The organism is Glaciecola sp. 1036, assembly GCF_050306235.1.
Lineage (GTDB): Bacteria > Pseudomonadota > Gammaproteobacteria > Enterobacterales > Alteromonadaceae > Glaciecola.
The window spans coordinates 76,866-98,922 of the sequence record NZ_JBLWFH010000009.1; the positions used below are offsets into that span (position 1 = coordinate 76,866).

The 22,057-nt window shown below is 40.9% G+C and carries 23 protein-coding genes; 15 read left to right on the forward strand and 8 right to left on the reverse strand.

The genetic code is table 11. The features are described 5' to 3' along the window. Positions 1-3: 3 nt before the first annotated feature. Together ACNKW3_RS13845 and ACNKW3_RS13850 are read right to left on the reverse strand one after the other, a co-directional pair. Positions 4-654: a leucine-rich repeat domain-containing protein gene (locus tag ACNKW3_RS13845; protein WP_427399901.1), complete on the reverse strand. Its 651-nt coding sequence runs from the start codon at positions 652-654 to the stop codon at positions 4-6. An 85-nt stretch (positions 655-739) separates the two neighbouring features. Then, entirely contained in the window at positions 740-1,303 is a 564-nt protein-coding gene (locus ACNKW3_RS13850) for a PEP-CTERM sorting domain-containing protein (protein ID WP_427399902.1), read from the reverse strand. Between the two features lie 225 nt (positions 1,304-1,528). Here ACNKW3_RS13850 and ACNKW3_RS13855 point away from each other — a divergent pair, with 225 nt between their 5' ends. After that, positions 1,529-3,403 (forward strand): DUF885 domain-containing protein, encoded by a 1,875-nt coding sequence (locus ACNKW3_RS13855; protein ID WP_427399903.1) that lies wholly within the window; start codon positions 1,529-1,531, stop codon positions 3,401-3,403. A 154-nt stretch (positions 3,404-3,557) separates the two neighbouring features. Here the strand turns inward: ACNKW3_RS13855 and ACNKW3_RS13860 are convergent, their stop codons facing one another. After that, the gene (locus ACNKW3_RS13860; RefSeq protein ID WP_427399904.1) at positions 3,558-4,415 is read right to left on the reverse strand and encodes a PP2C family protein-serine/threonine phosphatase; all 858 of its coding nucleotides are present in this window, start codon (positions 4,413-4,415) and stop codon (positions 3,558-3,560) included. 230 nt (positions 4,416-4,645) lie between these two features. Here ACNKW3_RS13860 and ACNKW3_RS13865 point away from each other — a divergent pair, with 230 nt between their 5' ends. Further along, positions 4,646-5,644: a fatty acid desaturase gene (locus ACNKW3_RS13865; RefSeq protein WP_427399905.1), complete on the forward strand. Its 999-nt coding sequence runs from the start codon at positions 4,646-4,648 to the stop codon at positions 5,642-5,644. A 2-nt stretch (positions 5,645-5,646) separates the two neighbouring features. Here the strand turns inward: ACNKW3_RS13865 and ACNKW3_RS13870 are convergent, their stop codons facing one another. Beyond that, entirely contained in the window at positions 5,647-6,804 is a 1,158-nt protein-coding gene (locus tag ACNKW3_RS13870) for a flagellar assembly protein T N-terminal domain-containing protein (RefSeq protein ID WP_427399906.1), read from the reverse strand. A 297-nt stretch (positions 6,805-7,101) separates the two neighbouring features. Here ACNKW3_RS13870 and ACNKW3_RS13875 point away from each other — a divergent pair, with 297 nt between their 5' ends. Beyond that, entirely contained in the window at positions 7,102-7,584 is a 483-nt protein-coding gene (locus ACNKW3_RS13875) for an LPP20 family lipoprotein (protein ID WP_427399983.1), read from the forward strand. A 217-nt stretch (positions 7,585-7,801) separates the two neighbouring features. Here ACNKW3_RS13875 and ACNKW3_RS13880 read toward each other — a convergent pair whose 3' ends face one another. From ACNKW3_RS13880 to flgA, 4 genes are all read right to left on the reverse strand, one after another. Beyond that, complete coding sequence (locus ACNKW3_RS13880; RefSeq protein WP_427399907.1) at positions 7,802-8,272, reverse strand: alpha/beta hydrolase family protein; 471 nt, start codon at positions 8,270-8,272, stop codon at positions 7,802-7,804. 150 nt (positions 8,273-8,422) lie between these two features. Beyond that, a complete protein-coding gene (locus ACNKW3_RS13885) occupies positions 8,423-8,857 on the reverse strand; it encodes a flagella synthesis protein FlgN (protein WP_427399908.1) in 435 nt (144 codons plus the stop codon). A gap of 13 nt (positions 8,858-8,870) precedes the next feature. Further along, on the reverse strand, positions 8,871-9,203 hold the full coding sequence (flgM, locus tag ACNKW3_RS13890; RefSeq protein ID WP_427399909.1) for a flagellar biosynthesis anti-sigma factor FlgM: 333 nt from the start codon (positions 9,201-9,203) through the stop codon (positions 8,871-8,873). 312 nt (positions 9,204-9,515) lie between these two features. Further along, positions 9,516-10,253, reverse strand: coding sequence for a flagellar basal body P-ring formation chaperone FlgA (flgA, locus tag ACNKW3_RS13895; RefSeq protein ID WP_427399910.1), 738 nt, complete (start codon positions 10,251-10,253; stop codon positions 9,516-9,518). A gap of 116 nt (positions 10,254-10,369) precedes the next feature. Here flgA and ACNKW3_RS13900 point away from each other — a divergent pair, with 116 nt between their 5' ends. The 12 genes from ACNKW3_RS13900 (at position 10,370) to flgK (ending at position 22,049) form a co-directional block, all read left to right on the forward strand. Continuing rightward, a complete protein-coding gene (locus ACNKW3_RS13900; protein WP_427399911.1) occupies positions 10,370-11,308 on the forward strand; it encodes a chemotaxis protein CheV in 939 nt (312 codons plus the stop codon). Further along, on the forward strand, positions 11,308-12,135 hold the full coding sequence (locus ACNKW3_RS13905; RefSeq protein ID WP_427399912.1) for a CheR family methyltransferase: 828 nt from the start codon (positions 11,308-11,310) through the stop codon (positions 12,133-12,135). Before ACNKW3_RS13900 ends, ACNKW3_RS13905 begins: the two co-directional genes overlap by 1 nt. A gap of 106 nt (positions 12,136-12,241) precedes the next feature. Beyond that, positions 12,242-12,643 (forward strand): flagellar basal body rod protein FlgB, encoded by a 402-nt coding sequence (flgB, locus tag ACNKW3_RS13910; RefSeq protein ID WP_427399913.1) that lies wholly within the window; start codon positions 12,242-12,244, stop codon positions 12,641-12,643. Then, positions 12,643-13,065 carry a flagellar basal body rod protein FlgC gene (gene flgC / locus ACNKW3_RS13915; protein ID WP_427399914.1) on the forward strand — a complete coding sequence of 141 codons (423 nt, stop codon included), beginning with the start codon at positions 12,643-12,645 and terminating at the stop codon, positions 13,063-13,065. The genes flgB and flgC overlap by 1 nt, the downstream gene beginning before the upstream one ends. 25 nt (positions 13,066-13,090) lie before the next feature. Then, complete coding sequence (flgD, locus tag ACNKW3_RS13920; protein ID WP_427399915.1) at positions 13,091-13,783, forward strand: flagellar hook assembly protein FlgD; 693 nt, start codon at positions 13,091-13,093, stop codon at positions 13,781-13,783. A 10-nt stretch (positions 13,784-13,793) separates the two neighbouring features. Further along, positions 13,794-15,179 (forward strand): flagellar hook protein FlgE, encoded by a 1,386-nt coding sequence (gene flgE, locus ACNKW3_RS13925; RefSeq protein WP_427399916.1) that lies wholly within the window; start codon positions 13,794-13,796, stop codon positions 15,177-15,179. A 371-nt stretch (positions 15,180-15,550) separates the two neighbouring features. Further along, positions 15,551-16,294, forward strand: coding sequence for a flagellar basal-body rod protein FlgF (flgF, locus tag ACNKW3_RS13930; protein WP_427399917.1), 744 nt, complete (start codon positions 15,551-15,553; stop codon positions 16,292-16,294). A gap of 30 nt (positions 16,295-16,324) precedes the next feature. Beyond that, complete coding sequence (flgG, locus tag ACNKW3_RS13935; RefSeq protein ID WP_427399918.1) at positions 16,325-17,113, forward strand: flagellar basal-body rod protein FlgG; 789 nt, start codon at positions 16,325-16,327, stop codon at positions 17,111-17,113. A 45-nt stretch (positions 17,114-17,158) separates the two neighbouring features. Then, positions 17,159-17,827: a flagellar basal body L-ring protein FlgH gene (flgH, locus tag ACNKW3_RS13940; protein ID WP_427399984.1), complete on the forward strand. Its 669-nt coding sequence runs from the start codon at positions 17,159-17,161 to the stop codon at positions 17,825-17,827. Next, positions 17,824-18,954 carry a flagellar basal body P-ring protein FlgI gene (locus ACNKW3_RS13945; RefSeq protein WP_427399919.1) on the forward strand — a complete coding sequence of 377 codons (1,131 nt, stop codon included), beginning with the start codon at positions 17,824-17,826 and terminating at the stop codon, positions 18,952-18,954. Before flgH ends, ACNKW3_RS13945 begins: the two co-directional genes overlap by 4 nt. A gap of 9 nt (positions 18,955-18,963) precedes the next feature. Then, the gene (gene flgJ / locus ACNKW3_RS13950) at positions 18,964-19,902 is read left to right on the forward strand and encodes a flagellar assembly peptidoglycan hydrolase FlgJ (protein WP_427399920.1); all 939 of its coding nucleotides are present in this window, start codon (positions 18,964-18,966) and stop codon (positions 19,900-19,902) included. Further along, complete coding sequence (gene flgK, locus ACNKW3_RS13955) at positions 19,899-22,049, forward strand: flagellar hook-associated protein FlgK (protein WP_427399921.1); 2,151 nt, start codon at positions 19,899-19,901, stop codon at positions 22,047-22,049. The genes flgJ and flgK overlap by 4 nt, the downstream gene beginning before the upstream one ends. Positions 22,050-22,057: the final 8 nt, after the last annotated feature.

Below are 22,057 nucleotides of genomic sequence, written 5' to 3' on the forward strand. Positions count from 1 at the left end.
TTTCTACTTCCAATCGTCGGCGTTTCCATCGTGACTGATAGTGATGCCGGATTGCTCATCGAAAAAATCGTATAACTCATCGGGCATTGGATTTTGTTTAACATCTAAGAAGGTTAATTTATCTAAAGCCGTAATATCCAAATCTTCAAGTTGATTATCCCAAAGATAAGCTTCTTCTAATGAAACGAGATCTGACATTTCTAACGATTGCAATCGGTTCTCTGTCATTCTTAATTTTTTTAAGCCTATAAGACCTGAAACATTCAAATGAGTAAGGTTGTTTTTAAATAAATATAAGGTTTCTAGATGGTTTAAACCTTGTATGTGCAACGACTTTAGGCGGTTGTTGGCTAAATTTAAATATGTTAACGCTTTTAAAGCACTAAGATCCGCCTGAGATATTTGATTTGAATAGAGCGAAAGATGTTCAAGCTTTGTAAGGCTTTCAATACCCTTTAGTGACTCAATGTCTTTTCCATGGCATTTAAGTTTTTCTAACCTTTCAATGGGCACAAGGTTTTGTTCTGCATGCTCGTTAATACATGCTAATAAAGCTTGGTCCTGAATGGCAATATTGCCTTTAACATATGAATGATAAGTTAAGAAAAAAAATAACGCCGCTTTCGCTAGGGTATTTATTGATTCTTTGGGCATATGACTAACTCCGTGGTTATCCTTTGCCATCCATTGGCTTGGTAGGATAAAGTAGGTAAAAAGCCGTCCTTGGCACAACAAATCATTATGCTTTTTTACGTCTGAGGAAGAAGCCCATTGTTACCAATGCAATCAAAGCTAAACTTGAGGGCGCATTTACTGGATTAAGTTGGGTGAAGTTAGCAAAAGCGAGGTTGCCGAAATTGCCCGTCCTAGACAGGGTTAATGGCGTTGCAGTAGTGCTCCAAGTACCATCGTGGGGAGCAAAACTCCTTGCTCTATGAGTGGTAAATTCGTCCGCAGTAAACTCAAATGGCACCATCACAAATATGGTATTAAAATTATTCGAAACATTGGTTAAACCAGTAACAGTGTTGTCTGTTAAAAAGTTGGCCATTATAGTTGCCGCTTCTAACGCCATGCTCTCATTACCAACGAAAGCCATAGGTTGGGTTACTCTGTCATTAAACCTTCCAAAATTAGTGAAAGAAACATCAAAAAGGTCATCACCAATTTGTAAATTCTCAATCCCTAGAGCTCTATCGCTCGTGCCCACAAGAATAGGGGTTGCATAAGATATAGTTGACACCGCCAAGAGCACTATGGCGACAGACGACAAAAAGATTGTTTTAATATTTGACTGAAACATAACTAATTCCTTTTTTGGATTAAAGCGTGTAAATATTGATAAAAATGAGTTTATGTGGGGGGATACGCCGCAAAGTTTTAGAAAGTTGCACTACGTCAATTTTTGTCGTTAAAAAACTTGGTAAACATTTGTAACAGTTTTTCCAAAAGTAAGACTTCATGCATAATCTTCGCGATGGTATTGTCATTTTGTTACATCATAAGAAAGACTCACACAGGAAAAACAATGAGATTAACCCTAGTAGCTTTAGCGACATGTGCAGCTTTGTTTGGTTGCCAACCCGCCTCTAATACTTCAGAAGCTGAAAGTACGACTTCTGTTACCCAACAAGCCCCATCAGCAAGTGAAATTGCTGAAGAAACCAAACGCTTAAATGCTTGGTTTGAAGAAAAGTATGAGGAAGGGGTGCTTAATAGTCCTATTCAATTAACCTTTTTAGGCAGAACGGAAAGACAAGACGAAATAGATGATTTTAGTGAACAAGGTTCACTCAGAAATATTGAGCGTAGCCGCAAAAATTTAGCAGAGTTAAAAGAAAAGTTTGATTACGACAAATTAACTGCGGACGCAAAGTTGTCATATGACATTTGGGTGTATTTAGCCGAAAGTGCAGAGAAATCATATGAGTTTAGAAACAACGCTTATGTGTTTGATCAAATGCAGGCCATACATAGTTTCTTCCCCCAACTGTTAATTGCATTTCATCGCGTCAGTGAACCTCAGGATATGCAGAACTATATTGCCCGTATTTCTGCAAGTGCAGTGGCAATTGACCAGTTGATTAAAGGCTCTAAAGATGTTGCTAAATTGGGTGTTAGACCGCCATATTTTGCCTTTGAGTCTGTGATTGATGAATCACAAAAAATCATTTCCGGACAACCTTTTACAGATGAAGGGGAGAGTTCGTTATGGTCAGATGCGAAATCTAAGATTGAGAGTTTAGTTGCCGCTGAAAAGCTAACCGATGAAGAAGCTGAGCAGATGCTACAGCAAGTAAAAGATGCTTTAGTAAACGAATTGCAACCGGCCTATGAGCGATTAATCGCTTGGCAGCAAGAGGACATGGTAAATGCCACAGAATTAGCGCAAGGTGCGAGCGCGCTGCCAAACGGTGATGCATATTACAATATGATGCTCGAGCAAAATACCACTACTACTTTAACGGCTGATGAAATTCATGACATTGGTTTAGCTGAAGTGAAACGCCTCCGTAGTGAGATGGAAAAAGTTAAACAAGAGTTTGGCTTTGAAGGAACGTTACAAGAGTTTTTTGTATTTCTTAGAGAAACCAAAGACGACGAAAGACTTTACTATCCAAATACTGATGCAGGGCGTCAAGGTTATATTGACGACGCAACTGCGGCAATTGATAAAATCAAAGCCGTGTTGCCAGAATACTTTGGTATTTTGCCTAAAGCTGACATGGTAGTTAAGCGCGTTGAGCCTTTTAGAGAGCAAGATGGTGCTGCACAGCATTATTTCCCATCAACCCCAGACGGTAGTCGACCAGGCGTGTATTATGCTCATTTATCTGATATGACCGCTATGCCAAAACGCGAACTTGAGGTTATTGCTTACCATGAAGGTTTACCTGGGCATCATATGCAAATCGCCATTGCCCAAGAGTTAGGCGATGTACCCACATTTAGAACCCAAGCTGGTTTTAATGCTTATGCTGAGGGTTGGGGACTTTACAGTGAATGGTTAGCTAAAGAGATGCCTGGCACTTATCAAGATCCCCTTTCTGAGTTTGGCCGATTAGGATCAGAAATTTGGCGTGCAATTCGTCTAGTACTAGATACAGGTTTGCATTCAAAGGGCTGGACTGAAGATCAGGCGGTTGAATACTTTATGGCGAACTCAGCGATAACCGAAGAACAAGCCAGATCAGAAGTACGCCGTTACTTGGTGCTTGTAGGCCAAGCGACTGGATATAAAGTCGGTATGCTGAAAATTCAAGAGTTAAGACGTTTAGCTGAAAGCGAATTGAAGGATAAATTTGATATTCGAGAATTCCACGATGTGATTCTAGGCGGTGGTGCAATGCCTTTATCTCTTTTAGAACGCCGTGTGGTTGATTATATTGACGCTAAAAAATAATCTGTTTCTGAGCTGCCAAGTAGTATTTTACTACTTGGCTTTTTAGTTTGAGGGACTAACTTAGAACAGTAAAATTCAAAGATGAAGTAACCTCCCTAAAGAAGACTTAACATTAAACCATACAGTTACACTGCAGACCGCGATTAACTTTCTCTTATAGCCAAAACAGCAAAATAGTACAAACAACCAAAAGACAGATGGAAACTATAATAATACGACCTAACGTATTATTTGCTTTTTCTAATAACCGAACACCATTAGTATTTTTTCTTGCATCAGAAGTATCCTCACCTGAGACCTCTAAAATGACAGCTGTGACATTGTCATGGCGCTTTTTTTCGGACAGTTTTGTTTCAACCAACATTTCTAACTGATGCTGTGAATTAACTTTTTCGATGAATTCACCTAGTTCTTTGGCATTGAAAAATTCCCAAAAACCATCAGAACAAACCACAAATCGGCAACTGACGCTTTCATATTGTTGGATGTCAAATTTAGGATATATTGGACCACCAATACTGCTATAAAGCTTGTTTTGATCAGGATGCGATGCTAATTCATCTTCGGTGATTTTTCCCTGAGATTGCGCCAATTGAGCAATAGAATGGTCAAGCGTACGTTTTAATACTTTGCCATTTGCAATTTGTATGACTCTGGAGTCACCGACATGGGCGCTGCACCAGTAATGTTGATGCAGTAATAATGCGCATAAGGTACTTTGAGCAAAGGCGTTTTCATTGCGCTGAATATTCAGTACAGTGTTATGAGCGTCTTCAATTAAGTGCTTAAGAAATTTATTAGGGTCCTGTATAGGAATACAAGCAGACCAAGTTTTGCGAGCAGATTCAATAATGGTTTGGGCTGCAAGTGCTCCTCCTAAATGACCACCCATTCCATCCGCGACAATGACAAGGTGAGTTTTACTTTGAGGATCTTCTAATACACAAAAGCTATCTTGATTTTCTTGTCGGTGACCAATATGAGAGATAGCAAAAGATTGGATTATCGCCACCTATTTGGTTTCCTTTTTGAAAAAATCGAAAGCTGAATTCTTACACTGAGCTTTCAGATTAATACATTAGGCTTTTAAGAAGCAAACTATCTTAGAAAATTATCCGTATACACATAAATTCTAGCTTCCCGACTCAGTCACTCATCGGACTTCAAACCTCGACCAAAGTATTCATTCAAGGTCGAAAATCAGGTATAGTCGGGGTATATTTTTGGTCACATAAAAAGCCTATGACAAATCAATTAGCCAAGGAAAAAATTAGAACCATAGTAAATGCGATAAAAAGTGAAGAAAAGCGTTTGCGTGCTAAGTATCCTGTATTATCACATCAGAATACTTTGGGGTTAATTATCCTACTTACTTCGTTCGCGACACTGATTGGTCTCGCTAGCCTTTATTACTATGCCATAATTCCAGCATGGGTATGTATAATACTTGCTGCCATGGTAACCTCAATTTCCCATGAAATTGAACATGACTTAATTCATAAACAATATTTCAGTAACCAACCTCTGGTTCATAATTTTATGATGCTTTTGGTGTGGGTAATGCGACCAAACACCATTAACCCATGGTATCGAAGAAAAATACATTTACACCATCATAAGGTTTCGGGAACTGAACAGGATTTAGAAGAGAGACTGGTCGGTAATGGTATTAAAAATCCATTTCTACGTTTTATTGTGGTGGTGGATGGATTATTAGGTCTAGTCATAAATCGCAAAACCTTCAAACGTGAAATCAAAGGGTTCAGTTTTAAGCGAGTATTTAATGCTGGTTTCCCGCTAACAACGGCTTACTTTATTGTGTTGTACACCGTCATTCTCTATCATCTTTTAAACTTGGCCTTGCCAATGTCTGAAATGATACCTGTGTGGGGACACTCGGTGTTATCTGTGTTTGAATTTTTGATGGTAGTTTTGATCTTACCCAATGTGATTCGATCCACATCACTTAACTTGGTTACCTCATCAATGCACTATTACGGCAAAGTAACCAATCTTTATGAGCAAACCCATGTGCTTACAAGTCGGTTATTTTTTCCGTTTCACCTATTTTGCTTTAATTTTGGTAAGACTCACACTATTCATCACTTTGTGCCGAATCAACCTTTCTATTTACGCCAAGCAATTAGTCGCAAAATAAACGAAATTATGCGACAGCAGGGTGTACGGTTTAACGACTTTGAAAGCATTAAAAACGCTAATTTATATATGAAGCAAGGCTGATTCTACTGCCTTGCTACATAATCGTTGGGTTGAACGTTACCTAACAAACTATTATCGATTGCACTCACTGTTGCAGTGTTCGAAAACACTTGTCGAACAACCAAGGTAGTAGGGTGCAATACAAATTGTCGATATTCTTGTCCAAATGGATCAGTGATTTGTTTAACATTGAATAAGGTCAATTGATCACCAGCCTGAACTTGATGAGTCCTACCTAAATTAATTTGAAGCTGATTATTTGCCACTTGTAAGACACGACCCATGGTAGGCTGGCAAGTAGCAAACTCCTCTAAATCTGTAATACTCTCTTGTAATAAGTGCTTAATATTTACGCCATAGTGACTGCGCCAGAAATCCAGTGAAGCTACATCAACAGAAGTAGTAGGGCTGTAATCCCATGGCGCTGTGGAGCGGTAAGACTTTGTATACAAGGTTTCGCCTGTAGCGCCATTGATCAGGTTCAAGGTGAAATCAAACGCGCGCAAATAAAGCGCATCTTTGTAAAATTCAAAGGGAGAGGATTTTTGTTTATTTACCGAAATATCATCAATGACTAAAGTCAGCACATATTGGGTATTGGTTTTATTAGCTAATGATTTAGCATGAGTACTCACATCCGCTTTATGCCAATCGAATACATAAGGTTCTATGTGGGCTAATTGCATTCCTGGGGTCAATTGATTCATCATTGCTTGCATATTTAAGGCAATTTCTTGCCCCATTTTTTGAACTCGCCCTGTAGATGCTTGAGCTTCGTATCTTATAGGAAAGTAAGTGGTAGCAATTTTCTTGGTATAGTCTGCTGCACTGCATTGGCTTTTTTGAGCAAATATGTCAGCTCTGATTGAAACCGTGACAACACCGTCTTCGTGGATTTCATCGATTAATTCGACACTGCTGACTTCACCCATTGCTCGAACTTCTAAATGATCATTCATCAACAAGCCGTTTGTGATTTTTTGCACGCTCCTTACGTTAGCGCCAGCAAAAAGTAAGGCTTGTTTAATCGCTTCCTCAGTAGCCAGTTGCCTCGCATGTTCGACATTTCCGTCCACTACCACTGCTTGTCCTGTTGCTGAAAACCAAGCTGCATTTAACTGGGCGCAAGTTAACACTAAGCAACTTAAAATAAACATGCGAATTTTTAACAATAATTTCATAGCACAGCCTTTTATCAAATGATCTGTGGGTAGTTGGAATGTGCAAGTTGACGAACTTCTAACAACGTCAAAGGTTTTACCAACCACAACGATTAGGATAACCATATACAACTAACATGCCATAACGCGGAATAATTTGTGAGCGAAACTGGTTTGATGGCATAAGGCTTGCTAAATGCTAAATATAAGATGATAAATAAGAATAAATTGCCGCTGTAGATTTTTATGTTTAAGCAGAATTTAAGCAAGAAATATGCAGTTTCAGCTAGCATCAAGAGGCCTTTAAAAATGCGTAATATGCTTACAACAATTCCAGTTAAACTTGTACTACACGCCTGTTTTATTGTAGCTATGCTTAGTGTTGCAGGGTGTCAGTCATTGTTTACTAAACATGTAGAGTGGGAAACCGTTCAACCTGAAGAATATCCTGTACTATCTGCTGTAGGTTATGCGCCTATCAATGCGCAAATAGGTATTGATGAATCAAGCAAACGCTTAATGGCAATAAAAGCGTCAAAGTTAGATGCTTACCGCGAGTTGGCAGAGCAAGTATATGGCCAAAAAGTTGACGGCGAACAGTCTTTAGCAAATCTGGTACTAACTGATAATCAACTTCGCAGCTCAGTCGAAGGGGTAATACGCGGGGCTAGAGTGATAAAAACTTATCCAGTCGGCGAAGACACTTATGCAACTGAGCTTGAGCTAGACATGGCCGTGGTCTACGACCTGTATTTAACCACAGCAAAACCTCAGCGCATTCGTAAAGTCAATTATTACTAAAGCGTGTTTGTCTTTGTGCATAAATACTTGGAGCCATTTTCATATGATGACTCATGTAAATTAAAACCTTTAATATCTATCTATACTTTTTAAGCCACTGAATAACTTCACCTATCATGAGAGCACGACTATTAGACAAATTATGATTGTCACCCTCATAAATAATCAGTTTATGTGGATGATTTTTGTTCTTGAGAATATCGGCAAAAGAGATAGATTATTCAACGTTGACGCGCTTATCCCCAGAGCCATGAATAAGTAAAATTGGCGTACCTCCTAATTCATCAACCCAATCCACAACAGATCGCTTTGATAACTCTTGCACTTTGTTAGCCTCGTAATTAGGCACTCTCGCCATATACACTTTTTCCATTTCTGAACGCCACTCTAATGATTTTCGAGCATCAGAATTTCCCGCTATACTCACAATGGCCTTAAGATTGTGCATTTGTTTGGCGACTAAATAAGATTGCATGACACCTCGACTCCAGCCGACTAACGAAATCTGAGACATATCAGCCTCGGGTATTTCAACTAAGATTGATTGCAAAGCAAGCACATCGTTGACATCATCACCGCCAAATTCATCTTTCCCGTTGTTTGGAGTGTTATTTGCCCTCGATCCCCGATACTGGCTTCCAATAACGACTAAACCGGCGGAAGCTATCTCAGATGTAACATAAAACAAAAGACTTTTTGGCGAAATTAAATAATGGTTACAGAATGTTATTAAGATGATGTTTTTGAAACATATTCTGGTTTGCCAAAGATTTAACAGGGCGGATAAACAAAAAAAGCACCCTTTTGGGTGCTTTTTTTGTTGGTGGTATTAGTTCGTTCAGGCAGTAATGCCTTTGCCACTGGTTTCACCAGTAGTTTTTCCTGCGCGGTCGTAAGTCATGCTCTCACGAGCTCTTAGTTCTAACATAGTATTGCGAAGATGTACTAGACGCAATTGACCATGCTCGACCGAGCGGCCGTTTATTTCAGTTAAGTACTTGCATTCATCAAGCACTTTCTTGCATTCAGCGAATAAAGACTCGCATGCTGCATCTGTAATGTTACCAGCACTAGCATTGCGGTTATACAAGATCTCTACAGCTTGATCTTGAGACTCAATTCGCTCCAACAGCGCTTCTTTGTGTTTTAAAAGTTGCATCAAGGTTTCAGGCTCGCGAGAAGAAATTAAATGTAATTCCTGCTCTAGCGTGTCTTTTAATTCACTAAGTTGCTCTAGTTGTTTCGCAATTGCATTCTCTAGACTTGTTGCCATAGTATTCTCTCTTTTATGCTCTGATGCCTAAAATTTGAGCTTCTAACACTGCTATTTTCTTAGCAAGCGCTTCTGGGTTTACTCTGTAATCTCCGTCCGCAATCGCTTTTTTAAGACGATCCACCTTCTCTTGATTAACTGGAGCTTCCGAACCTTTCTTTTGAACATTCGACAATTGCTGTGCCGATTGTGTTAAAGAAACAGAATCTTGCCTAGGTGCAGACTGTGCAGATTGCGTCGCCGCTCCTTGACTGCCAGCGGCTTTTTGCCCTTGAGCTTGCTGTTGGGCAAGCTTCTGAGCGTCCAACTGGGCTTTACCAGTATTGTTTACATTGTTTATTGACATAATAAATTCACCACCAAAATGTTACCTCTAAACCTTTATCGACCACTTGCGAAAAACCTTTAGGGTTAAAACTGACATTTTTTTGTCATTATTTCAAGTGACTACTTTGTTTTCGGCTTGAACCTTAAAAAGTTTAGTAAATCCTTTAGTTTTTACCAGCTTTAGGGTGATTAACCGAAGCTTAATAGCGTCACTAGTTTCCTATTTGCGTCCAATATTACGATATTTTGACGCACTTAATGATGTCTTTGCAATCCATATACCATGTTTGCAATATCCATTTTCCATATTCGATAATGAATAAAAAATTCTCTAGATATTAATGATTACCTGACTAACACTTACCACCCTCGCATTAACTACTCTTTCAGTAGAATTATTTTCAACTCTTATAGTGTCGCCCAGGTTTCCATCTTCAACTGCTATTGCGCTGGCTTCTATGGATAGCCCTTGGGTGACAGCAGACAATGTAACGCGATCACCTTTGCAAACGAAACACAGCATATTAGAAGTGATAATAGTCCCTTCGCGCACTCGTCGTTTTAATCGAGCACCTTTTACAATCTCCAATGAATCAAATGTGGATCCTCGTAAACGCTGCTTATCTACCTCAGTCATACGGGTATTATAGGCAGAAAGCACTTCTCCTGGACTCATGGTATTGTTGGTAACGACCACTAATTGGGTTTGACTTATCGATACATTCAAAAAGGTGTACCAATTATTATCTCGACAAGATACTTTTACCGAAAAATTCGTTGTATCTGGAGAATAGTTGGGGGCTTCATATATAAATCCAGAGTGACAATCAGGAATTAACAATCTTTTATCTAGTTCGCGAACCAATATAGTGGCTTCTTCTGAAGCTGATGCTAATAAGTTTTGTTCTATATAAGCCAATGCTTCCTGCTGAATATCAGTCGCCTTTGTTTTTGCCTGACAAATAAATGCAAAATTAATCAATAAAAAAGTAAAGGCAAGGGTACGATATGTCGATAACCTCGTTATATGGTCAAGTTGCATAGAAAAATCCTCAGCGTTTTTTCTCATTAGAGTCCTGCCATTAATTTGGCAGAAAACAGTAAATCGATAGTGATTTGTCACTTGTTTTCACGGTTTTTCGATGTAACGCAACAATCATGCCGCAAAATTACAATGGGGGTCACATGTCGGGAATTTTAGATTCGGTCAATCAACGCACACAATTAGTGGGTCAAAATAGATTAGAGCTATTGCTGTTTCGTTTAAATTCGAAACAAAGATTTGGCATTAACGTTTTTAAAGTAAGAGAAGTATTGCAATGCCCACCGCTTACATCGATTCCGAAATTAAACGCTTTAGTCCGAGGTGTCGCTCATATTCGTGGGCAAACCATTTCAGTTATCGACCTTTCTATGGCAACAGGTGGGGCTCCCATTGCAGATCTAAAATCAGCTTTTATTATCATTGCTGAATACAACCGTTCAGTTCAAGGATTCCTTGTAGGCTCAGTTGAACGCATCATTAATACTAACTGGGATGCAATTTTGCCTCCTCCGCAAGGAGCCGGTCGTGCCAGTTATTTGACTGCTGTTACTGAAGTTGACAAAGAGCTAATCGAAATTTTAGACGTTGAAAAAATCTTAAACGAGATTTCACCTTTATCTACCGATGTGAGTGACTCCGTTGCCGACAACGTAGATGTTTCTAAAAGTAAAGATAAGATCATTTTCATCGCAGATGACTCTTCGGTAGCTCGCAACCAGGTTAAAAAAGCACTTACCACCCTTGGTTTAGAAATCGAAATGGCTAAAAACGGGTTAGAAGCTTTAAAACGTTTAAAAGAAATTGCAGCAGAAACGGGTGATGTGACAGACAAAGTAGGTGTTTTGGTTTCAGATATTGAAATGCCTGAAATGGATGGTTACACGCTTACCGCAGAAATAAAAAATACCCCAGAACTGAATCGCCTTCACGTGGTGTTACACACATCTTTAAGTGGTGTTTTTAATCAGGCAATGGTGCAAAAAGTGGGTGCTGACGATTTTATCGCCAAGTTTCACCCAGACGAATTGGCCCAATCTGTTCAGAAGTGGTTACAAACTGATTTGCGAGCTAAGCAATAGTGCAGAAAGAACTTTCAGAAGAATCTTATAAGCAGTTTTCAAGTTTCTTAAAGTTAAAGATTGGCATCACACTAGGTGATAACAAACAGTATCTGGTAAGAAGTCGCTTAAGCTCTATTTCCAGAGATTTTAATTATGATTCCCTAGATAAAATGATCTCGGCGATTTTGCAGGATAATAATCAAGCGTTAGTCGATCGCGCATTATTTGCCATGACAACCAATGAAACCTTTTGGTTTAGGGATTTATACCCGTTCGACATCTTAAGCAATCATCTACTTCCAGAGCTTGCTCAACAAAAGAATAAGATTCGTATTTGGAGTGCTGCTTGTTCGTATGGACAAGAGCCTTACAGCATTGCCATGATAATTTCAGAGTTCAATAATAAATATCCTACTAAACGGTTTAATCAAGTTGAAATTATCGCAACTGATGTCACCAATCCGGTTTTGGAACGGGCGGCGTTAGCTGAATATGACGAGCTTGCTGTATCAAGAGGACTCAGTAAAGAAAGGTTAAATAACTTTTTTACCCAGAATTCAGTCAAAAAATGGACACTAAATAGTGATATTAAAAAGTTAGTGCAATTTCGCAAATTGAATCTATTTGATAGCTTTTCTTCAATAGGTCAATGCGACTTGGTGTTTTGTCGAAATGTCCTGATTTACTTTGATGACAAGGATAAGGCAAAGATACTGCAAAAAATTTCCGCTCAGCTACCGGCAAATGGCAGCTTATTTTTAGGCGCGGCAGAATCAATCGCCGGTGCAGAACATCTGTTTAAAATGGTGAAACAATCGCAAGGCCTTTATTATTCTAAGCTCTAGCTTAATTGCCCCTTCTTAATTTCTACAAAAAATTACTTTTTTTCAACCATTGGCACATCAATTGCTGAGTCATCACAAATTCGAAAATTCGTTTGACGGTGACAAAATGGCAATTAGTTTGGATAAAATGGTCGGGTTCCATCATAAAGCGCTTCAAATCAGAGCGGATAAGATGGAAGTTATCGCCGGTAACTTGGCAAATGCCAACACCCCAGGCTATAAGGCTCGTGACATCAACTTCCAACAAGCTATGGCAAAGGCAAACTACGGCCAATCAGGCATGGTTACCACTCACCACAATCATATTGAAGGCGGCAAAGCATCTCAGTTTGACGTGCAATTTAGAATTCCAACTCAACCGGATACTGGAGATGGAAACACTGTAGATGTGCAAGAAGAACGTAACAATTTTTTAGAAACAGGCATGCGCTACGAAGCGGGACTAACCTTGCTAAGTGGCAAGTTTAGCGGCATGAAGAAAGCACTTAGCGGTGGAGGTCAAGGGTAATGAGCCTTTTTAATGTAATGAATATTTCAACTTCTGGCATGGCGGCAGAAAACGTCCGCTTGAACACAACTGCCAGTAATATTGCCAATGCCAATAGTGTTAGCAGTAGCTATGAGGAAACGTATAGGGCAAGGCATCCTGTTTTTGCCGCCGCTTTAGATAAAGCCAGTGCCGAGCAGTCAAAAGGTGTAGGCGTAAATGTACTGGGCGTTGTAGAAAGCAACAAACCTTTGAATGTTGAATATTCTCCTCACAATCCTATGGCAGATGAAAATGGCTATATCTATAAGCCAAATGTCAACATAGTAGAAGAAATGGCAGACATGATGTCAGCTTCCAAAGCATATGAAACCAACGTACAGGTTGCAGATACCACGAAAAGAATCTTTCGTCGTGTGTTACAGCTTGGACAATCCAGATAATCGCGTTTAGTTAGAGGATATACGAATGAATGTATTAGAACAGCGCGGACTTAATCGGGATTTATACTGGAACACAGAGCCAGAGATCCCAGTAGCAGACGGTACTGAGCAAACTTTAAAGCAAGAAGACTTTTTTGCACTTCTTACTGAACAGTTAGCAAATCAGGATCCGACAAAGCCGGTAGACAATGATCAAATGGTGGCGCAGATGACATCATTTACCACCGCAGACGGTATCTCTCAGTTGAATGAACAATTTACCTCGTTTGCCGCTTCTATGACGTCTAACCAAGCATTGCAAGCATCAAGCTTAATCGGCCAGACAGTATTGGTAAACGGCAATATTGGTCATAAAGAGTCAGCTGAAGCAGGATTGTCAGGGGTTATCATTAATGAAGACACCTCGCAAAACACTGAAATCAATATCTATGATGCTTCGGGCGCAGTAGTGCGAACCATGGATATAGGTACACAACCAGCAGGTAATATTCAATTTAACTGGGACGGCACTGACAACCACGGCAATCCATTGCCGCCTGGAGACTATGCGGTGCAAGTTCAAGGAAATGTGTTCGGTGAGCCGACCGCACTTCCAACAGCAATTAACAGACACGTTGATAGTGTGAGCCTTACTAGCTCTGGTCAAGGTGTAGTATTAAATCTAGATGGCGACGTGAGTATTAAGCTTGCAGACGTTATTCAAATCGGTAATTCATAGGAGTTAAAGCATGTCATTTAATATAGCACTCAGCGGTGTCGCAGCATCTCAAAAGGACTTAGACACTACCGCTAATAATATTGCGAACGTAAATACAGTAGGTTTTAAAGAATCTCGAGCAGAATTTGGTGACGTGTATGCGGCTTCATTGTTAGCTGCAGGTAGAACAAAAGTGGGTGACGGTGTTTTGACACAAGAAGTTTCTCAACAGTTTTCTCAAGGTTCACTTAGCTTTACTAATAACGCGTTGGATTTGGCAATTACCGGTAATGGTTTCTTTGCCACTGTCCCTGAGATTACATCAAGAGACTTTTCTTTTACGCGTGCAGGCCAATTTAAGCTAGACAGTAATAATTTTGTGGTCAATTCATCAGGCGACAATTTATTAGGTTTTCCGGTTAACCCTGATGGCACTTCTGCATCGGTTGCATTAAGTACTACCGTTCCAGTGCGAATTCCTGACTCTTCAGGTTCACCACAAATGACCACTGAAGTAGATGTAAGATTTAACTTACCAGCAGGTGATCAAATTAAAGATCCAACCGAATTTGACCCTAATGACCCTTTGACATATAACGCAGCTACATCAGTTACTGTCTATGATTCATTAGGTGACTCTCACGTAATGACCTATTACTTCTTAAAAGATAATGATCCAGCAGCGGTAAACGAGTGGTATGTGGCCACTGCAGTAGATGACCAATTGGTAGACGTTGCAAACTCGGATGGCAGTGATGCGGACCCTGCAACAGCTGTTAATACCTTAGGTTCTAACTCGGGTAATGCGGTTACGGCAGCTAAAATTCGATTCAGTGAAGGTGGTGATTTCATTGGTATTGAGTCAGCGGATGGATTAGCCCAACCAAACCAAAAATTCATTACTGAGGCCTTAGGTGGCACAATCTTATCTAACGGCTCAGATTCAACTCAACAAATTTCGATTGATTTTAACTTAGACACAACAGGTGCAACGCCAAACGAACCAACCCAGTTTGCATCAGCATTTGAGGTTACGTCTTTAGAGCAAGACGGTCTGCCAGTAGGTCGTTTAACGGGTATCGATATTTCCCCTGACGGTCTCGTACGTGCAACCTTCTCAAACGGTACATCTGAACCTATCGTTCGTGTTGCCCTTGTACGTTTTGCAAATGAGCAAGGCTTAACCCAGCAATCAGGTACTCAATGGAAAGAAAGTATCGAATCTGGTGAAGCGCTTGCAGGTGAAGCCACAACGGGTACTTTTGGTGACATCAACTCGTCAGCATTAGAACAAGCTAACGTAAACTTAACCACTGAGCTTATCGACATGATAATTGCTCAACGTAACTTTCAAGCTAACTCTAGAGCATTAGAAGTTAACAACCAGCTTAACCAAACTATCTTAAATATCAGATAGGATAATTAATTAGTGCTACTTGACGCTTAAGTAGCACTATTCATAATTTCTTCAAACCTTTCTTATTTGTGTTAATGATCTTTTGTTCTTTAATCATAGGATTCGATTTTTACGAATGCATGTTTGTGAATTGAGGGGAATACGCGCTTTTGAAAGCTTCGAAATCATGGATGATTTCGTAGAGCGCCCATGGATGGGTTTACAGCGTCTTTCAAAAGCGCGTATTCCCCTCAATTGCTAAACAAACAAAATGAGTAAAAAGCCAATCCTATGCTGCACGAAATAACGACTATCCCAAAGCTGGCATCCTTATTGCAAAACTTCCATTAAGTTAATCCATAACGTCAAACTTTGACATTAAGGCAAGCAAAATGGATAAGATGTTATACGTTGCCGCCAGTGGCGCTAAGCAAGATCTCATGGCTACAGCCGTGCGTGCCAATAACTTGGCGAACGCGCAGACCACAGGTTTCAAGGCGCAGTTAGAGCAGGCAAGAGCAATGCCGGCATACGGCCAAGGTTTGCCGACTCGCGTATTTAATATGACAGAAAGTCCGTCAAATAATTACGAGGGCGGCGCCATGATTACGACAGGTCGACCTTTAGATGTGGCAATTCAAGGTGATGGATGGCTGAGCGTACAAACTCCCCAAGGTGAAGAAGTATTTACCCGAGCAGGAAATCTTAATATTGCAGCCAATGGCGCATTGCAAGATGCCTCCGGTAATTTAGTAATGGGCGAAAATGGACCCATCTTTATGCCTATTCCAGTGGCTAATGTCACTATTGCCAATGACGGCATTATATCTGCTCGCTTACAAGGTGCCCCTGAAAACGTAGTTGAAGAAGTTGGGCGTCTTAAATTAGTTAATCCTCCTAAAGATCAAGTAAAGCGCCGAGAAGATGGGCTATTTGAGCTTAAAAGCGGAGAGATTGCCGAGCAAGATATAACGGTAGCCGTTAGTTCAGGAATGCTTGAAGGTTCCAACGTAAACGCGGTTGAAGAAATGGTCGAGATGATTTCACTACAGCGTCACTACGAAATGCAAGTGAAATTAATGCGCAAAGCTGATCAGCTTTCAACGCGCGGTAACGAATTACTTAGAATTTTCTAATAGCGAATTAAGTTCGCGGAGGTACAAGATATGCACCCAGCTCTATGGATCAGTAAAACAGGCCTTGATGCGGCTCAAACAGACGTTTCAGTGGTATCAAACAATCTAGCTAACGCTAGTACCATTGGATTTAAAAAAGACCGAGCGGTTTTTGAAGATTTACTTTATCAAAACATCAATCAGCCAGGTGGACGCTCTTCTGCAGATACTGAATTACCCTCAGGCTTGATGTTAGGTGCAGGTTCAAAAGTTGTGGCTACCCAAAAGACGCATACTCAAGGTAATTTGCTGACCACTGGAAATGCACTTGATCTTTCGATTCAAGGACGCGGCTATTTTGAAGTCTTAATGCCAGATGGCAGTTTGTCTTATACCCGAAATGGACAGTTCTCTTTAAACGACCAAGGACAGATGGTGACACCTGGGGCAGGTTACTTACTCCAACCAGTCATTACCATTCCACCTGACGCACAGCAAATTACCATTTCTCAAGATGGTCAGGTATCTGCGCAGTTAAGAGGTCAGGCGGAACCACAGGTGCTTGGACAAATCAATATTACAGACTTTGTGAATCCAGCGGGACTTCAGCCTAAAGGTCAAAACCTTTATGTGGAGACAGCGGTATCTGGTGCTCCTATTCAGGGTATTCCAGGGTTAGAAGGACTTGGTGGTTTATCACAAGGCTCGCTTGAGACCTCAAACGTTAATGTTACCGAAGAGCTTGTGAATTTGATTGAAAGTCAGCGTTTGTATGAAATGAACTCAAAAGTGATTTCATCAGTGGATCAGATGTTAGGTCAGGTCATTCAGCAGCTATAAGGCAAGATGATGTATAACACTAAAAAACACATAATCAGTTCCTTCATGCTTTTAATAGCCAGCTATTTCGTTGTTGGGTGTTCGAGTACATCTACTGAAGCGCCTATTGCGGACGACCCATTTTTTGCGCCAGCGACCCCAATTTATAAACGCGAAGAAATTGCAGAAACGGGAAGCCTGTTTACTCAAGCGGCGGCAAATAGTTTGTATTCGGACGTAAAAGCGCGCCGCGTTGGAGATATTATTACTGTGGCGTTGCGTGAAAACACCAATGCATCTAAGAGTGCTGGAACCGTTACATCAAAAGCGTCAAATGTTGATGTGCAACCGATTTTAGGGCTAGGTAATAATCCAATTCGCATAGGTAACGAAGCGATTCAATTTGGGATGAACTCCAGCAACGACTTTTCTGGAGATGCTCAAGCAAATCAAAGTAATTCATTGCAAGGCAATATTTCGGTAACCGTGGTTGAAGTAATGCCCAATCAAAACCTCGTGATTCGCGGTGAAAAATGGTTAACCTTGAATAGTGGTGATGAGTATATTCGACTCACCGGTATTATCAGACCCGCGGATATTACCCCTGACAACGAAATTCAATCGACCAAAATCGCCAATGCAAGAATTCAATACAGTGGTACGGGTAGTTTCGCGCGAGCGCAAGAAAAAGGCTGGCTGACCAAATTCTTTAGTTCTCAGTGGTGGCCGTTATGAGACGTTTAATTCAACAACTTGTGCTGCTATTAAGTGGTTGTTTACTAGTTTTGTCTCCACATTCAGCGAGCGCCGCTAGCCGTATTAAAGATTTAGCTTCAGTCCAAGGGGTGCGTTCAAATCAACTAGTGGGATATGGACTCGTCGTTGGTTTGCCAGGCACTGGGGAAACTAGTCCCTTTACCGAACAATCCTTTAGAACCATGCTAAAGAATTTTGGCATTAGTTTGGATGATAACGTAAAACCGAAAATTAAGAATGTGGCAGCAGTGGCTGTACATGCAGAATTACCAGCTTTCGCTAAACCGGGACAAACCATTGACATTACAGTGTCGTCTATTGGCGAAGCGTCAAGTTTGCAAGGCGGAACCTTATTACAAACCTTTTTAAAAGGGTTGGACGGTGAAATTTATGCCGTCGCTCAAGGTTCATTAGTAGTGTCAGGATTTGGGGCTCAAGGTAACGATGGCTCTCGAATTGTCGCCAATACGCCAACCGTAGGTACTATTGCCAACGGCGCCTTGGTAGAGCGAAGTGTTCCAAGCGGTTTTATGCAAAATGATTTTCTAACCTTAAACCTGAATACACCTGATTTTTCTACTGCGCAAGCAATGGCGGATGAAATTAACCGTCGCCTAGGTGCAGATCCGGCGAATGGTTATTCCATTGCATCGCCCATAGATGCAGCCTCGGTTAGAGTCAGTGCGCCCCGAGATGTCGCACAACGAATCGGCTTTCTCGCCACTATTGAAAATTTCCAATTTACACCTGCACAAGCACCTGCGCGCATCGTTATAAACAGTCGCACCGGCACTATAGTTGTCGGGCAAGATGTGAAGTTATTGCCTGCTGCCATTACTCATGGCGGATTAACAGTAACTATCAGTGAAAATGTAGACGTTGCTCAACCGAACCCTTTAGCTAATGGGCAAACCGTAGTAGCCCCGCGTTCAGTAGTAGATGTGGATTTGGCAGATAGTCGGATGTTCAAATTTGAACCTGGCGTATCACTGGATACCTTGGTACGCGCGGTAAATGAAATTGGCGCAGCACCAGGGGATTTAATGGCGATACTTGAAGCATTGCGTCAAGCCGGTGCTTTACATGGCGAATTAATCGTTATTTAGAGATTTTATATGGACCTAGCAAATAGCACAAAATCGCAATTAGAAATGTCCCGTACTGTTCATGATATGAGTAGTACGGATTTGTTGCGTCAAGCTGCCCAGAAGGGAGATAAAGCTGCATTAAAAGAGGCCGCTCAACAGTTTGAAGCGATTTTTGTGCAAATGCTGCTCAAGTCTATGCGTAAAGCTCAAGAGGCGTTGGCAGACGATGATAGCCCGTTTAACTCAGAACAAGTCAAATTTTATCGCGATATGCACGATCAACAATTAGCCACAGATCTTTCTTCTAAAGGAAGTTTAGGACTTGCGGAATTAATCGTGCAACAAATGAGTGTGAACGAAGAAGGTTTCATGCCAGCAAGTGCTATTCGTAATGATGCTAACTTGTCCCCTATGAATCGATTTCAAGTTCAAATGCGACAACGGGCAGAGAGCATTATGGAAAATGCGAGTGCTGCTAGTAAACAAGCTATGTTTTCATCCCCTGAAGATTTTGTGCAATCACTTTATCCTCAAGCTCAAGCGGCTGCCCAGTCATTAGGAATAGATCCTAAAGCCTTGCTAGCACAGGCCGCGGTAGAAACAGGCTGGGGTAAATTTATTATGCACCAGCCAAATGGCGAAAGTGCCAATAATCTATTTGGTATTAAAGCCGACAGTCGCTGGTCAGGCAACAAGGTGGTAGTAGATACCATTGAATTTAAAGATGCATTACCGCAAAAACAGCAAGCGGCATTTAGAAGTTATGAAGATTTCAGTGCGTCATTAAATGACTATGTCAGTTTCGTTAAAAACAATCCGCGTTATCAAGATGCTGTTAATCAAACGCATGATCCTAAAGCCTATTTTGAAGCACTTCAAAAAGCCGGATATGCCACAGATCCTGAATATGCCAACAAGGTTATGTCTGTCTATGAAGGAGACTTAATGAATGGGTTATTGCCATGATTAGAAATGCTGATTTATATACCCTGGCAACCTCGGGTTTAAATGCAAGTAGTAAATTACTGGCAACCACGAGTAACAACATTGCGAATATCAATAGCGAAGGTTATGTGCGGGAACGTACTCAGTTTACTTCGCGACTAAATGGTGGCGTAGATTTTGGTTTTACTGATCGTGTACTTGATGTATTCGCTCAAAACCAGCTAAGGCGGGACACTAGTTTGGTTGGACAATATCAGGCTTTTTACGACAGAGTTGAAGGTTTAGATAATACCCTAGCCAGCGAAGCTAACAGTATATCCAGTGCAATGACCAAATTTTTTGAGTCAATACAAACGGCGTCTGATGATCCTACTTCTATGCCGTCTAGAGACGCAATAATTGGTCAAGCCCAAGGGATGTTGAATCGTATCAACCAACTTGGCGATTATATGAAAGCTAAAGAAATAGAAGTAGAACAGCATATTGAAGCATCTGTTTCTAAAGCTAACAGTTTAATCAAGCAAATAGGCGAATTAAACGAAGCCATTCAGGTAGCCCAAGGTAACAGTGTGGTCGATACGCCTACCAAATTATTAAATCAACGAGATTTGGCAATTCTAGAATTATCTGAACTTGTGGCCATAGATGTCAGGCAAAGTTCAAACAATAATGACAATGGCTTAGTGGTGAATTTAAAATCCGGCGAGTCACTGGTATTGGCAGACGGTGCGTTCAACGTATTTACCGTTGGCGGTGAGCCCGATTACACCAATAGACAACTGCAATTGTCCACAGACTTTCAAAAGTTTAATAAAGCCGACACCAAAATAAATATAGTAGAGCAGGATTTAGGCGGTGCTTTAGGCGGTGTGTTTAAATATCGAGAACAAGTGCTAGAACCGGCAGAACGGAACCTAGGCAAATTAGCGACAGTGTTAGCTGATACGGTAAATACACAAAACCGCCAAGGTATGGATTTAGATCAGCAGCTAGGGCAAAACATCTTCAGTATCTCGGATTTTCGAGGCATAAATTATCCAGACAATAGTGATTTATCGCTAAGCATAAAGGGTCGAATTATCCCTGGTGGTTCCAGTGAGATAACCAATAATGATTATAGAATCACTGTGCTTACAGCACCTGCTGGTGCGCCAGCAACTTTCGATGTACAAGTTGCCGCAATAAAAAATGATGGTACGCCGCAATTAGATGAAAACAACAATCCTATTACTCAAACGCTGACAGTAACGGCAGCTCAAGGTCAATATAATGCCACCATCGGTGGTATAGAATTAGAATTTGCCAGTGGGGCAAGTTATGCCGTTGGCGATGAATTTTTAGTGCAACCAACACGATTAGCTGCGGCAAATTTAAACTTAGCCACTACAAGAGGTGAAGACTTAGCCTTTGCTAAACCCATAAGAATTGATGCGAACATCGACAATTTAGGCGACGCCAGTTTAATCGCGACTAAGGTCACCAATACCAATGTGGATAATACATTTGCTAATCCTAATGCGTCCGCATTTAATGGTAACGCAGGAATTCATGCTCCTGGCACTAGTCCGTCGCCAATATTTGGTGCGCCAGTGTCGGTTAGATTTACCGCTACCGATGAGTATCAAGTATTAGATTCAAACGACAATGTGATCACTACAGTGTCAGGGGTTGCCGACCTCAACAACTTGATAGAGCAAGCTAAGGCGACTGGAGTTCCTGCATGGCCTGCTGAATTCGCCGCACTTAGCGATTACCCTGGTTATGACTTTTCTTTACAAGGGATCCCGCAAACCAACGACGAATTCAGTATTTCATTTAATCAAAACGGATTTAATGACAACAGAAATGCGTTGGAATTAGCTTCATTGCAACAACAATCTTTGGTTCGACAAAGCAATTCAAGTTTAGGTAATCCGGTTAACTACAATGAGTCTTTTGCCACCATAGTGGGGCAGGTGGGAGCTGCGACTTCTAGCGCAAAAATAGATTTGGAAGCTGCCAACGTGATGAAGACTCAATCAAGTGAATGGTTTGAATCTAGTTCTGGCGTAAGTTTAGATGAAGAAGCTGCCAATCTTATACAGTTTCAACAAAGCTATGCAGCTGCGGCGAGGATCCTGAGCTCTGCACAAGAAATGTTCCAAACTATTTTACAAGTAGCCAGATAAAATCGATA